The 13,887-nt window shown below is 72.4% G+C and carries 13 protein-coding genes; 7 read left to right on the top strand and 6 right to left on the bottom strand.

The features are described 5' to 3' along the window. Positions 1–91 precede the first annotated feature (91 nt). From BLV72_RS44625 to BLV72_RS44595, 7 genes are all read left to right on the top strand, one after another. The gene (locus BLV72_RS44625) at positions 92–664 is read left to right on the top strand and encodes a hypothetical protein (RefSeq protein ID WP_093469650.1); all 573 of its coding nucleotides are present in this window, start codon (positions 92–94) and stop codon (positions 662–664) included. Between the two features lie 207 nt (positions 665–871). Next, on the top strand, positions 872–2,041 hold the full coding sequence (locus tag BLV72_RS44620; RefSeq protein WP_093469648.1) for a cation diffusion facilitator family transporter: 1,170 nt from the start codon (positions 872–874) through the stop codon (positions 2,039–2,041). A 75-nt stretch (positions 2,042–2,116) separates the two neighbouring features. Continuing rightward, positions 2,117–2,353, top strand: coding sequence for a hypothetical protein (locus tag BLV72_RS44615; protein WP_059148275.1), 237 nt, complete (start codon positions 2,117–2,119; stop codon positions 2,351–2,353). An 86-nt stretch (positions 2,354–2,439) separates the two neighbouring features. Further along, complete coding sequence (locus tag BLV72_RS44610) at positions 2,440–3,135, top strand: HAD family hydrolase (RefSeq protein WP_093469647.1); 696 nt, start codon at positions 2,440–2,442, stop codon at positions 3,133–3,135. A gap of 120 nt (positions 3,136–3,255) precedes the next feature. Then, the gene (locus BLV72_RS44605; RefSeq protein WP_093469645.1) at positions 3,256–6,366 is read left to right on the top strand and encodes a glycoside hydrolase family 2 TIM barrel-domain containing protein; all 3,111 of its coding nucleotides are present in this window, start codon (positions 3,256–3,258) and stop codon (positions 6,364–6,366) included. A 131-nt stretch (positions 6,367–6,497) separates the two neighbouring features. Continuing rightward, on the top strand, positions 6,498–7,142 hold the full coding sequence (locus tag BLV72_RS44600; protein WP_208905942.1) for a diguanylate cyclase: 645 nt from the start codon (positions 6,498–6,500) through the stop codon (positions 7,140–7,142). A gap of 4 nt (positions 7,143–7,146) precedes the next feature. Continuing rightward, complete coding sequence (locus BLV72_RS44595; protein ID WP_093469642.1) at positions 7,147–8,166, top strand: SMP-30/gluconolactonase/LRE family protein; 1,020 nt, start codon at positions 7,147–7,149, stop codon at positions 8,164–8,166. Here BLV72_RS44595 and BLV72_RS44590 read toward each other — a convergent pair. From BLV72_RS44590 to BLV72_RS44565, 6 genes are all read right to left on the bottom strand, one after another. After that, positions 8,145–9,476: a S1 family peptidase gene (locus tag BLV72_RS44590; protein WP_425288571.1), complete on the bottom strand. Its 1,332-nt coding sequence runs from the start codon at positions 9,474–9,476 to the stop codon at positions 8,145–8,147. The genes BLV72_RS44595 and BLV72_RS44590 overlap by 22 nt on opposite strands. A 139-nt stretch (positions 9,477–9,615) precedes the next feature. Further along, complete coding sequence (locus tag BLV72_RS44585) at positions 9,616–9,900, bottom strand: hypothetical protein (RefSeq protein WP_093469639.1); 285 nt, start codon at positions 9,898–9,900, stop codon at positions 9,616–9,618. 73 nt (positions 9,901–9,973) lie between these two features. Next, positions 9,974–10,432 (bottom strand): hypothetical protein, encoded by a 459-nt coding sequence (locus tag BLV72_RS44580; RefSeq protein ID WP_093469638.1) that lies wholly within the window; start codon positions 10,430–10,432, stop codon positions 9,974–9,976. After that, the gene (locus BLV72_RS44575; RefSeq protein WP_093469636.1) at positions 10,429–11,394 is read right to left on the bottom strand and encodes a serine/threonine-protein kinase; all 966 of its coding nucleotides are present in this window, start codon (positions 11,392–11,394) and stop codon (positions 10,429–10,431) included. The genes BLV72_RS44580 and BLV72_RS44575 overlap by 4 nt, the downstream gene beginning before the upstream one ends. A gap of 105 nt (positions 11,395–11,499) precedes the next feature. Beyond that, positions 11,500–12,981 carry a VCBS repeat-containing protein gene (locus tag BLV72_RS44570; protein WP_244321319.1) on the bottom strand — a complete coding sequence of 494 codons (1,482 nt, stop codon included), beginning with the start codon at positions 12,979–12,981 and terminating at the stop codon, positions 11,500–11,502. Between the two features lie 163 nt (positions 12,982–13,144). Beyond that, the gene (locus tag BLV72_RS44565; protein ID WP_093469633.1) at positions 13,145–13,750 is read right to left on the bottom strand and encodes a histidine phosphatase family protein; all 606 of its coding nucleotides are present in this window, start codon (positions 13,748–13,750) and stop codon (positions 13,145–13,147) included. Positions 13,751–13,887 lie beyond the last annotated feature (137 nt).

Below are 13,887 nucleotides of genomic sequence, written 5' to 3'. Positions count from 1 at the left end.
GGCCGGCCGGCCACCACCCGGCCGGTGCCGCCGGCCGAAGGACATCGCTTTCTCAGTGGGTTTTCATCTTCGGTCCGTACGGTTGCGGCACATGGACACCACCAAGACCGACCAACCGACCGACACCGCAGCACAGCCCGCAGAAGGCGAGGAAGCCACGGCTGAGGGCGCCCCGAACGCTGTTGCGGACCCGCAGGAAGCACCGGACCTCGAGGAAGCGTCCGACGACCTCGGAACCCCTCCCCCGGCCACCAAGCCGAGCGTCGTCCCCGGCGCCGCCGCGGTCGTCGGCGCCGGCCTCGGGCTCGCCTCGCTCTCCGGCACCTGGCTCGGCACCATGCTGCAGGAGCGCAAGCAGCTGACCGGCCAGATCAAGGCCCAGTCCGGGGCGGCCGCCGATCAGATCGCCACGGTGTACGGCACTCCGTGGCACACCACGGCCCTCGTCAACGGGCTCTTCGCGCTGGCCGCCGTGGTGATCGCCGGTGTGGTGCTGCTGCGGCAGCGGCGTCCCGTCACGACCGGGGCCCCCTGGGTGACCGCGGTGGCCTGGGGAGCGGTGGCACTCGGCGTGATCGGTCTGCTGATCGCGGCCGCCATGGGGCTCGACATCTTCAGCGAGCTGCCGAAGGTGCCCGCCTCCCCGAACGCTCCGGCCGGCTGACCGGACCGGCTGACCCGATCAGAGCGCGCCCCGCGGTCCGGATGGCTCCCGCGGGGCGCGCTCCGTCGTCGGGGCGTGTCACGATGTGCACGTCACGATTGAGGTCCCGGCATCGGGACACCCGCGAGGGGGACAGGCCGTCCGGCCGCCCCAGGCGGAGAGCGCCACCAGGACGGCACGGACTTCCGCCTACGGAGTTTCCCGCCGATGAGCCGTTCCTCAACACCTCCCTGCGACCGGCACGGGACACCACGCCCGCCGCATACGCCGGACCCACTGGGGCCCTCGCGCGCACCGAAGCCCTCGCGCGCACCCGAGACGCCGGACGCACCGGACAGCCGGCCCGAGCCGGACGGGCCCCAGGCGCAGGGGGGCCAGGACGCCCGGACCGCCGTCACCGTCTTCGTCGCGCTCGGCGCCAATCTGGTCATCGCGCTGGCCAAGGCCGTCGGCGGCGTCTTCGCCGGTTCCCCCGCGCTGCTGTCCGAGGCGGCCCACTCGGTCGCGGACAGCCTCAACGAGGTGTTTCTGCTCGCCTCCCTCAAACGCAGCAAGCGGGCGCCGGACGAACAGCACCCCTTCGGCTACGGCAAGGAGCGCTACTTCTGGGCGCTGCTGGCCGCCGTCGGCATCTTCGTCATGGGTGGCTGCTTCTCCTTCTTCCAGGGCGCCGAGGCGCTGAGCGCGGGCAGTTCCGAGGATCACAGCGGCTATCTGGTGGGCCTCGGGGTCCTGGTCCTGGCGCTCATCGCCGAGGGCTCCTCGCTGGTCCGGGCGCTGTTCCAGGTCCGCGGGCACGCCCGGGAGGCGGGCCGTGGCATGGCGGCCGAACTGCGCAGGGGTGGCGACCCCACGCTGCGCACCGTCCTGGCCGAGGACTCCACCGCCTGTCTCGGTGTGGTCTTCGCCCTGCTCGGCATGTGGCTGCACATGGTCACCGGCGAGGTGGTCTACGAGGCCACGGCCTCCTTCCTGATCGGGGCGCTGCTGGTCTATGTGGCCTACCGGCTGGCCCGGGAGTCGCGCGGGCAGCTCATCGGCGAGGCGATCGACCCGGTCCAGCGCCGGGAGCTCCGCCGGTTCCTCGAGGGACAGCCGGAGATCGACACCGTGACCAGTCTGCTGACGATGCGCCTGGGCAACGATTCGACGCTGGTGGCGGCCCGGGTCGATCTCTTCCCCGGCCTCGACAGCGAGGAGGTCGAGGAGGTCCTGGTCCGCGTCAAGACGGCGATGGCGGAGATCTGGCCGCACGCCGACCAGATCTTTCTCGATGTCACCGATGCCTCGGCCAGGGACCGGGCGCAGGCACGCGAGGACCGCCAGGCGCTCGATGAGACGGTGGCGGCCGTGGAACGGGAGGACCGCGGGGCATGAGATTGGCACCGGCGGGCCTGGGTACCCGGTGAAGACCAGCCCACAACAGCGAACTCATGTACGGAGGCAGAACTGATGGGCCTCGGCGGTTGCATATTGATGATCGCGGTGGGAGGGATTCTCACCTTCGCCACCGACTGGAACGCCAGCGGCTTCAACGTCCAATTGGTCGGCCTGATCCTGATGGCCGTCGGCATCATCGGCACATCGGCGTATGTGAGTGTCTACAAGCGCCGGCGTGTCGTAGAACCGACAGCCGTGGCGCCCCCCGTGGTCGAGGAGTCCGACCACCACCGGCACCACCACTACTGATTGCCGGTCAGCCCCTTTCCGACGAGGTGGCCCCCGCCGCGGGTGGGGGCCACCTCGTCGTCGTACGACTCGCCCAGGAGGACACGATGAGCAGCGAACGCACCTCGGACCAGGACGCCCGTGGCCGCCGGGCCGCGCTGTTCGATGTGGACGGCACGCTCGTGGACACCAACTATCTGCACACCGTCACCTGGTGGGAGGCGATGCGGCAGGCGGGGCACACCGTGGGGATGCGGGAGATCCACCACACCATCGGCATGAGCTCCGACAAGCTCATGGACCGTCTGCTCCCCGAGGACCGGGACCGGTCGCAGGACGAGCGGATCAGCACCGCCCACAAGACCCTGTACGCGGAGTACTTCCCCCGGCTGCCCGCTCTCGACGGCGCCTCGGATCTGCTGCGCACCCTGGCGGAGCGCGGCTGGTACCTGGTGCTGGCCAGTTCCGCCTCGCAGGACGAACTGGCCGCGATGCGCGCCGCGATCGGCGCCGACGAGGCCATCGGCGCCGCGCTCAGCTCGGACGACGTCGAGGAGGGCAAGCCCGCGCCGGACCTGGTCGAGCAGGCTCTGGAGCGCGCCGGGGTGCCGGCCCGGGACGCGGTCTTCGTCGGTGACACCGTGTGGGACGTCGTGGCGTGTGTGAAGGCCGGGGTGCGGTGTATCGCGCTACAGTCCGGTGGCATCCCCCCTGAGATGCTGAGGGACGCCGGTGCGGACGAGATCTACCGGAACCCCGCGGATCTGCTCCACCACCTCGACGGCAGCGCGCTGGGGCGCTGAGACCTCTGCGGGACCCTTGACAGTTCCCTGTTTGAAACTGTCAAAATCTGTTGCGTGAGGGGCTGTTGTGGTCGGTCACGTGCCCTTCTCCACCACACAATCGAAGAGAAGGGGATCGCGATGGCGGTCACGCGCAGATCGATATTGATCGCAGGCACCGCCGCCCCGATGGCCGGGGCACTTGTCACGGCCAATCCCGCTCAGGGCGCCACCGCGTCCCGCGCCCTGGGGGGACGGACGATCCCGCTCACGGACGGCTGGCGCTTCGCCCTCGTCAACCCCGGCGGGATCACCGACCCGACCGGCGCGTACGAGACCGCCCATGACCCGGCGTACGACGATTCGGCCTGGCGCGAGGTCGCCGTTCCGCACGACTGGAGCATCGAGCTCTCCCCCACCACCGACCACGGCACCAGCGGCGGCACCGGATTCCTGCCCGGCGGGCTCGGCTGGTACCGCACCACCTTCACCCTGCCGCACACCCTCGAGGGCAAGCGGATCTCCGTCGAATTCGACGGCGTCTACATGGACTCGTCCGTGTACTGCAACGGACGGCTCCTCGGTGAACACCCCTACGGATACACCGGCTTCGCCCTCGACCTCACCGAGGTGGCCCACACCGACGGCACCACCCCCAACGTCCTCGCGGTCAAGGTGCGCAACCGGCTTCCCAGCAGCCGCTGGTACTCGGGCAGCGGCATCTACCGCCACGCCCGGCTCGTCGTCACCGACCCGGTCCATGTGGCCCGGTGGGGCACTCAGATCACCACCCCCGGCCTGGCCACCGCCCCGCGCGCCGGACACGCCACGGTGCGGGCACGGACCCTCGTCGTCAACGCGTCGGACGGCCGGAAGCCGGTGACCGTGGTCTCCACCGTCAAGGACCCCGACGGGCACACGGTGGTCCAGGCGCACTCCACCGTCACCGTCGGTGCGGGTGAGACCCGCACCACCACCCAGGAGCTCAGGATCGACCGGCCGCGGCTGTGGTCGTTCGACGCCCCGGAGCGCTATGTCCTGGAGACCGAACTGCGGGTCGGCCAGGACACCACGGACCGGTACCGCACCCCCTTCGGGCTCCGCCACGTCACCCTCGACCCCGACCGCGGATTCTCGCTGAACGGCGAGTACGCCAAGCTCCGGGGCGTCGATCTCCACCATGACCTGGGCGCGCTCGGCGCCGCCGTCAACACCGACGCCGTGCTGCGTCAGCTGACCATCATGAAGAGCATGGGCGTCAACGCCCTGCGCACCTCGCACAATCCGCCCTCACCGGAGCTGATCGAGGTCTGCGAGCGGCTCGGCATCGTGATGCTGGTGGAGGCCTTCGACTGCTGGCGCACCGGCAAGAACACCTACGACTACGGGCGCTTCTTCGACGAGCACTGCGAGGCGGACATCACCGAGATGGTGCGCGCCGCCCGCAACTCCCCCGCCGTCGTGATGTGGTCCATCGGCAACGAGATCCCCGACTCCACCAGCGCCGCGGGGCTGGGCATGGCCCAGCGGCTCATCGACGCCGTCCGCGCGGCCGATGACACCAGACCCGTCGTGATCGGCTCGGACAAGTACCGTGGTCTGCCCGCCGAGGGCTCCCCCGCCGATCTGATGCTCGCCAAGCTGGACGGGCTCGGCCTCAACTACAACACCGCCGCCTCGGTGGACGCCCTGCACGCCCGCTATCCGCGGCTGTTCCTCTTCGAGTCCGAGTCCTCGTCGGAGACCTCCACCCGCGGGGCCTATCAGGAGCCCGAGCACCTCAACACGGGCGAGAACCACACCCCCGGCAGGCGCGAGACCTCCAGTTACGACAACAACCTCGCCTCCTGGACGATGAGCGGCGAGTACGGGCTGAAGAAGGACCGGGACCGGAGGTTCTTCGCCGGGCAGTTCCTGTGGTCGGGCATCGACTACATCGGCGAGCCCACGCCGTACGACGTGTTCCCGGTGAAGGCGTCGTTCTTCGGCGCGGTGGACACCGCGGGCTTCCCCAAGGACATGTACTACCTCTTCAAGAGCCAGTGGACCAGCGAACCGATGGTCCATCTGGTCCCCATGGACTGGACCGGCCACCGGCCGGGCGAGACGGTGGAGGTGTGGGCCTACTCCAACGTCGGCACGGTGGAGCTGTTCCTGGGCGGCCGGTCGCTGGGGGTCCGCGAGTTCGACGCCAAGAAGACCACCGACGGCCGCGCCTACCTGGAGACCACCGAGCCCACCGGCGACGACAAGACCGTCACCTCCGGCCCCTACCCCGGCAGCTACACCAGTCCGGGCGGCAGCGCCGGAAAGCTCCACCTCACCTGGAAGGTGCCGTTCGCACCGGGTGAGCTGAAGGCCGTGGCCCGGCGCGGCGGCCGGGTCGTGGCCACCGATGTGCTGCGCACGGCGGGACGCCCGCACACCGTACGGCTCACCCCCGACCGCGAGAGCGTCGACGCCGACGGCCGCTCGCTGTGCTTCGTGACCGCCGAAGTCGTGGACGCCCACGGTGTGGTGGTGCCCGGCGCGGACCATCTGATCGCCTTCAAGGTCACCGGAGGCTCCCTGGCCGGGGTCGACAACGGCCGCCAGGAGAGCGCCGAGCGCTACCAGGCGAGCACCCGCACCGCCTTCCACGGCAAGGCCCTGGCCATCGTCCGCTCCGGCACCAAGGCCGGGCCGCTGACCATCACGGCCCGCTCGGCGGGGCTGCGCACCGCGACCACCACCGTCCGCGCCACCGGCGGGACATCGGAACAGGTCGCCCGCCCGGCGCCCTTCGCACCCGGCCCCGGGCCCGGCGCCCCGGACGATCCACACGCCGACGCGAGCTATTCGGGCGCGCCGACGACCCTGCCCGCGGCCATGCTGGACGGCGATCCGGCCACCGGCTGGTCCAACGCCTTCCACAAGCCCGCAACCGCGCTGCTGCCCGCCTTCGACGGTGCCCGGAAGGCCGACTGGGTCTCGGTGACCTGGAGCGGGAGGCGGCGGCTGCGCCGCGTCGAGGTGTCCTTCACCGTCGACGCCACACACACCCTGCCCGCCTCGATCGAGGTCTCCGCATGGAACGGCCACGCTTACGTCCCGGTGCGCGGGGCATCCGTCGACTGGGCCACCGCCTCCGGCACCCCGACCGTCATCACCTTCGACCCGGTCCGCACCTCCCGGCTCCGGCTGGACCTCACCAGCCGTCATCCGGGCGCGGCCGACGGCGCCCAGCGCATCGTCGCCTTCGAGGCCCGATGATGGCCGGGTGAGCGGCTGAGTGAGTGACGGAGTCCAACGGCGCCACGCCGGACGGGTGGAAGCCTCGCGCGGTCGTTTGTCCGCGATACCAAGAGGGCACCCGATCTCTCCGACGTCGTGCTGGAGGCGAGATGACCCTTTCCCGTATGCCGGTGACCCGTGCGTGGCGGCGGTGGCGGCGGCCACGCGATCTAAAGGTGCCGCCAAACGCCGTGGACGTCGAGGACGCCAACCGGCGGTTCCTGATGTACGGGGTGATGCCGCTGTGGTTCGTCCCGGCGGTGGCGGACTGGATCATGCACCGGCGGACCAGGATCGAGGAGACCTCGGGCACCAAGGAGTCGGCGATCCACGCCCTGATGATGACGGAGGCGGGCATCCCCGTCGCGATGGGGCTGCTGGCCCGGGTCAATCCGCTGGTGCTGTCGGTGATGGGAGGAGCGGCCGTCGCCCACGGCGCCACCGCGCTGTGGGATGTCAGCCTGGCCACCGGGGAACGCGAGGTGCGCCCGGTGGAACAGCACATCCACAGCTTTCTGGAGGTCCTGCCGCTGTCGGCGATGGCGTTCACCTCCTGTCTGCACTGGGACCAGGTCCGTGCCGCGCTGCGCGGCGGGGACCGGCCCGAGGACTGGAAGCTGCTGCCCAAGGACAACCCGCTGCCCGCCCGCTATCTGGCGGCCATCGGCCTCGGCATCGGCGCCTTCGTGGCGCTGCCCTACGCCGAGGAGATGACGCGGTGCCTCAGGGCCGCCCGGGCCCGTAAGGCGGTGTGAGCCGATGCCGCGCATACGATCCCGTATCCGGACGGGCGTGGCTGCCGAACCGCTGCCGTATCCGCGGGTGCTGGCGCCGGAGGCGCACGGGCCCGAACATGTCGCCGTCGACGCGGACGGCCGGATCCTGACCGGGACCGCGGACGGGGCCATCCGGCGGCTGACGATATCCCCCGACCAGGAGCTCATCCGCTCCGAGGTGCTCGCGCACACCGGCGGCCGGCCACTGGGCCTGGTCCCCTGCCCCGACGGCGACCTGCTGGTGTGCGACGCGCGGCGCGGACTGCTGCGGGTCGGGCCGGACGACGGGTCCGTACGGGTGGTCGCCGACACGGTGGCCGGGAAGCCGCTGCGGTTCTGCAGCAATGTCGCCACCGCGGCGGACGGCACGGTCTACTTCACCGTGTCCAGCCGCCGCCACGGCCTGGAGAACTGGCTCGGCGACATCGTCGAGAACACCGCCACCGGGCAGCTGCTCCGGCTGCGGCCGGGCGGCCGGCCGGAGGTGGTGCTGGACGGGCTCCGGTTCGCCAACGGGGTCGCGCTCGCCGCCGACGAGTCGTATGTCGCCGTGGCCGAGAGCGGCGCCTACCGGATCAGCCGGCTGTGGCTGACCGGCCGCCGGGCGGGGACACGGGACCTTCTCATCCGCGATCTGCCGGGCTTCCCGGACAATCTCACGCGTGGCCCCGACGGCGTCCTCTGGGTGGCCCTCGCCGCGCCGCGGCAGCCCGCCGTGGATCTGCTGCACCGCGCGCCCGCCCCGCTCAGGAGGGCGGCGGTGCCCGTCGTCAGCAGGTTCCGGCCCAGCCCGCGGCCCACCGTGCGGGCCCTGGCGATCGGGCCCGACAGCCGGGTCGTCCGCCATCTGGTGCGGCACCGGGCCCCGTACCGGATGGCCACGAGCGCGTGTGTGCTCGGTGGCCTCCTCATCCTGGGCAGCCTCCTGGAACGGGGCATCGCGGTGTGCGCGCTGCCGCCGCGGGACGCCACCGCACCGGCTCATCCCCAGCCGGCGGGATAGCGACGGTAGCGGCGGCTCCGGGGCCGGATGGCCAGCGTGGACAGCAGACCGGCGAACCCCACCACGATGACCACCAGGCCGGGGCCCAGGCTCTGGGCATAGGCCACGACGTCGTCGAGCGTGGAGACGCCGTCGTCGATCCCCGAGGTGCCGGGCGCGGCGCCCGTCTGGCCGCCGGACGCGATGGACGGGTTGGCGCTCTGGGCCTTGGCGCCCGGGATGCTCACCCCGAGCGCGCTCAGCGCCTCGGTCACGGGCTGGAAGAAGGTCACTCCGCCCTTGGTGCAGTCGCCGCTGCCGCCGGAGGTGACGCCGAGCGCCACGCCCTGGGCGAAGAGCGGGCCGCCGCTGTCACCGGGCTCGGCGCACACGGTGGCCTGGACCAGCCCGGTGACCGTGCCCTCGGGGTAGTTGACCGTCGCGTTGAGCCCGGTCACCTTGCCCGAGCGCAGCCCGGTGGTGCTGCCGCTGCGGAACACCTCCTGGCCCACGACGGGGTCGGCCACGCCGGTGACCCGCACCTCCTGGCCGCCACCGACGCCCAGCACACTGCGCTGGTCCAGCGAGGTGTTGTCGTACCGCACCAGCGAGAAGTCATTGCCGGGGAAGCTGGTCCGGACCGTGGTGCCGATCCGGGTGCGGCCGGTGCCGTCGGTGAACCAGGGGGTGCCGGGGGGACCGCAGTGCCCCGCCGTCAGGATGAAACCGGTCTGGCCGTTGGTGACGTTGAAACCGGCCGAGCAGCGGCTGCCGTTGGTGAACATCGGGGAGGCGCCGGCGGTTCGGGTGGTGAAGGAGTCCGTCGTCCGCTGTGTGCGCACCTCGTCCCCCACCTGCGCGGCGAGGTCCTTCATCTTCGACCAGCGGGCGGTGGAGACGGTGCTGTCGCCGACCAGCACGACCTGGTTGGACTTGGGGTCCACCAGCCACGCGGTGCCCGCCACCCGGGGCGCCGAGCGTAGCTTCTCGGTCGCGGAGTCCAGTTCTTCCATGCTGTACCGCACCCGTTTGGCGGTGGCCCCGGCCCGGCTGACCTCGCCCGCCGCCGTGTCGTCCGTCACCGCGACCACCGGACGGCCGTCGGCGCCGATCCAGTTGCCCGCCGTACGGGAGGTGCCGAGCGCGGACACCAGCCGTCCGCCGACATCGTCGGTCTGGCGCGCGGTCAGGGCTCTCGAACCGTCGCTTCCGGTCGTCCCGTGGGCCGATCCGCCCGGCACGGCCTGGGAGACCATCACCCCGCCACAGACCAGTGCCCCGACAGCCGCGAACCGCACGACCCGGCGCACTCCTCGCCGCATGTGCTTCACCACCCTGTCTCCTTACGTCGATCCGGCCGGGGCCCAGGACGGCGAAGGCCCTGCCCCTCATACGTAAGGAAGCGGCGTCCTGCTCACTCCCCGGACGGAACGGCGGCCACGGCTTGCCGCGGCCCGCGGGAGACGGGGATCAGCGCCGGTCGCCGTAGCGCTTGCCGAGGAACCCCCCGACCAGGGCGGCCGTGCCACCGCCGAGGATGGCCGCGCCTTGTGTGGCGGCGTCATGGGCGAGGAAGTACGTGGCCACCCAGATGTACGCCACGACCGTACCCGCGCCGAGCAGCGAGCCGAATGCCTGCAGTCCCGTGTGGACCCAGTCCATGCGGCGGCGGTGCTCGCGTTCCCGCTGGAGCTCGGTGAGCATCCACTCCACCGTGCCGGGCCTGACCGCCTCCCACTCCTTGGCCTGTTCCACCGGCAGCCGGTCCCCCAGGGCACCGCCGTCTCCGGGGGGCTGCCCGGGGCGGGGTTCTCACTCACGTTCTCGGTCACGGCGCCTCCCCCGGACGGTCGGGACGGGATGGGGGATCCGCGGCCGCGGACCGTGGCGGAGGCGGACCGAGGGCGGTGAGGAAGTCGGCCAGGTCCCGCTCCATCTCTCGCTCCACCGGACGTCGCGCCCGCCGCACCGGGGGCTGAGGGATCGCCAGGGACGCCAGATATCCCTCGCGCAGCGCCTGCCAGGGCCCGGCGGGCCGGTGGGCGGCCGCCTCCGCGGCATCCGGGCGCAGGGCGTCGAGCCACCGGGCCCGGCGGTCCCGCTGTCTGGCCGACGCGAAGCCGCGCGCCGCGAGCGTCAGCCACAGCAGGCCCAGGCACCCGAGCCCGACCCATCCGGGAACGTCGTCCAGGGAGCCGGAGCGCAGCGAGGGCAGGGCCATCGCCCCCGACAGGGCGAGGAAGATCCCCAGCACGACGACGATCGAGACGAGGGCTCCGACGCTCACAGCACTCGCCCGGGGGCCGACCGCATCGCCCCCACGGAGGCCGGGGCGGCCCTTGCCCGGGCCGGCGGGTCGGGCCAGGACGGCTCTTCCCGGGCCACGGTGCGCAGCAGCGCCTCGGCCTGCTCGGCCGTCAGCCGCCGTTCCGGGTCCTTGACCAGCAGACCCTCGATCAGCGGCCGCAGCGGACCCGCGTATCTCATGGGCCGCGGCGGGTCGTTGAGCACCGCGCTCATCAGCTCGCCCACGCTCTCCCCCTGGAACGGCACGACGCCTTCGACGGCCTCGTACAGGGTCACGCCCAGTGACCACAGATCGGCCTCGAGCATCGCTTCCGCGGCCGCCGGACAGGGCGAGGGCGTGAAGCGCTCGGGCGCCATGTAGGCGGGCGTTCCGACCACCGTGTCCTCGTCCACGAAGGTCAGGCCGAGATGGTCCACGAGCACCGCGGGGCCGTCCGGGCGGAAGAGAATGTTGCGCGGTTTGACGTCCCGGTGGGCCACCCCCGCCGCGTACAGGGCCCGTAACCCGCGCAGTACCTCCAGGCCGATCCGGGCTATCTCCGGCGCGTGCGGCCGTCCGTCCCACTCGCCCATCCGGTCCGCCAGCGAACGCGGGTCGAGGCGCTCCATGACGATCCAGACCCGGCCGTCCCGCTCGCCCAGGTCATAGACGGTGGCCAGATGCTGATTCACCGCCGTGGTGAGGACGCGGACCTCACGGCGCAGCCGTTCGCGCCACCGCCGGTACGCCTGCGGGTCCGGATCGCCGCCCGGTCGCAGCTCCTTGACGACGACGGGGCGACCGCGCGCCACGTCGTAGGCGTCCCAGACCAGGCTCGTACCGCCCGCGCCCAGGCGCCCGCGCAGCTCGTACCGGCCGCCGAGCACGCTCCCGTGCGGCGAACCCCGCTCGGAGCCGTGCTCGTGCCGATCGTCGCCGGAGGTTCCCCCGGTCGTCCCCATCCGCCACCCCCTCACCAGCCGACTGACGCCCACAGTAAGGCGTCGGCCGGTCCCGGCGAAGAGGGTCGCGCGCACACGGACACGCGTGCGGTGGCGCACCGCGGCTCAGGAGGCGCCCCTCTCGTACGGCGCGCTCGTGAACACCACCTTGTCACGGGTACCGTCGGTCACCCAGAACCGTTGCGGCTTCTCCCCGTAGAGCGCGAAGAGCGAGTCGGGTCCCCAGGCCAGCACGACCTCGTCCTTGCCGTCGTGGTCGAAGTCCCCGGCGCCGAAGAGCCTGACGGCGCGCTGCTTCTTCGGCACCTCGCGGCCGTCCACGCGGGCCGGGACGGTGCGGTCGAGGGTGCGGCGGTGGGCGATCTCGCCGGGGGCGTCCGGGCGGATCGTCAGCAGTTCGGTGCCGCCGGTGCGCAGCGAGACGGCCAGTTCGTCGGTGCCGTCTCCGTCGGTGTCGGCCGCGGCGAGGACATCTCCGCCCAGGGCGGGGATCTTGATCGGCGAAGGGGTCGATCCGGCCGCGCGCTTGGTGTACACGCTCACCGACTGGCTGACGTCCGCGGGTTCGGTCTCATAGCCCGGTTCGTCGTTGCGGCTGCCGGTGTCGGCGACCGCGACATCCCGCTGCTCGTCGCCGTCGAAGTCGCCGAAGGCGATCGCGTTGCCCTTGCGGAGGGTGCGGCCGGTGGTGGCGAGGCCGTCCGGGCCCGCCGTGAGGAGCGCGGACTCCATCTGGTCGTCGTCGCCCTGTGCGTGCACCACCAGGTCGGTGGGCCGATCGCCGTCGATGGCGTCGGCGTACAGCTCCGCGATCTGGCCGCTGGGCCCGAGCGGATTGGCGTACGTCTCGGTGCGGGCGGCCCTGCCGTCGCGGCCGAACGGGCCGTACATCACGTGGAAGTCCTTGCCGCTCTGACGCACGGCGGCCAGATCGTGGTGTCCGTCCCCGTTGAAGTCACCCGCCGTCAGGGGCCGCGGGATCTCCAGGCCGTCGTCGGCGTCGGCCAGTCGCACCGGCGTGGCGGGGGCTCCCCGGCGCGGCCCCTCGGGGCCGCCCCAGGTGATGTAGGGGAGCGTCTGGGTGGTGATGTGAACGCGCTCGGTGCCGGCCGGATCGCGCTCCTTGGTGGCGGTGGCGATCACATCGGCGAAGCCGTCGCCGTCGAGGTCCGCGGTGGTCGCGGAGTGCATCTCGCCCGCGTTGCGCTCCTGCCATCCGGCGCCGGTGGGCAGGCCGAGGTCCGCACGGCCGAGCACGGTGCGGACGGCGGGGTCGACGCCCTTCGCCGCGCCGTACACATAGGCGATACGGCGCAGGCTGCCGAGTTCCTGGCCGGAGGCGAGCGGGATTCTGAGCTCGGGGCGGCCGTCGCCGTTGAGGTCGTCCGGCAGCGCGCTGCCCTTGCCCCGGGTGACGGGAGCGGTCGCGGTGGGCGTGACGACGGGTGAGGCCGTGCTCTTCCCGGCCCCGTCGCCGCCCTTCTTCGCATCGTCTCCACCGCCACCGCCGCATGCGGTGAGCAGCGCCAGCGCGGCGGCGCAGACGGTGGTGGTGACGGGGCGGAGCCTGGTGGTGGGGGATGCCATCAGGCCACGACAGCGCATCCGGTGGAGCAGCGCCATCGGAGAGATCATTTCGTTACGGCACAGCCCCATCACGGGGCGGGTCCCACTACGGAGTGGGTCCCACCACGGCGCGCTCCCCGTTGGCGCGGGCGCCCCGTTACGGCAGGCGCCCCGTCAGAGCGCGTTACGGCACGCTCCCCGCCAGCGGGTGTCCGCAGCGCAGATTCCACCGGCCCGCACGGCCGCTGAGCTCCGTCGCGGTCAGCGGGGCGACGTCCAGCCGCCAGAACGCGGGCGCGGGAAGGCCGAGGGCGTGGACGAGCGCGGCCCGGACCACGGCCGGTTCCACGACGGCGAGCAGCCGCTCCTCGTGGGCGGGGGCGGGCGGTACGCCCGGTGCCGGGCTCTCCCGGTGCGCCTCCAGCCAGGCCCCGATCCGCTCCACCAGCTCCAGCAGCGACTCGCCGCCATGCGGCGCCGCGGCCGGATCGGACAGCCACGCGGCGACCTCCTCCGGCGCCTCCTGCCCCACCTCGTCCAGCGAACGGCCCCGCCAGCGGCCCACGTCGAGATCGCCCAGCTCAGGCGCCACGGCGGCGTCGAGCCCCAGGGCCTGGGCGGTACCGCGGCAGCGCGCGGAGGGCGCGGTGAACGGCGTGTCGTGGTGGGGCAGCGCCGCGGCCGCCGCCGCGGCCCGGCGCATCCCGGCCGGGTCCGGCGGTGCGTCGTCGAACCGCACCTGCCGCAGCGCCGCGTTGACGGCGGGCGCGACCAACGTGATCCGCACCACCCAACCTCCTCATCCGCACCATTCGCCCACGTAGAAGCGCACATTCCGGCATCCGCGCCGTAGCGGCGGACGACCGTCGCGCGCTACGGTCTCATGACAAGACGACGGCGTGACGGAAGCCCGGTGAGATTCCGGCA

Source organism: Streptomyces melanosporofaciens (genome assembly GCF_900105695.1).
Taxonomy (GTDB): domain Bacteria; phylum Actinomycetota; class Actinomycetes; order Streptomycetales; family Streptomycetaceae; genus Streptomyces; species Streptomyces antimycoticus.
This window is presented reverse-complemented; position numbering and strand designations above follow the sequence as displayed.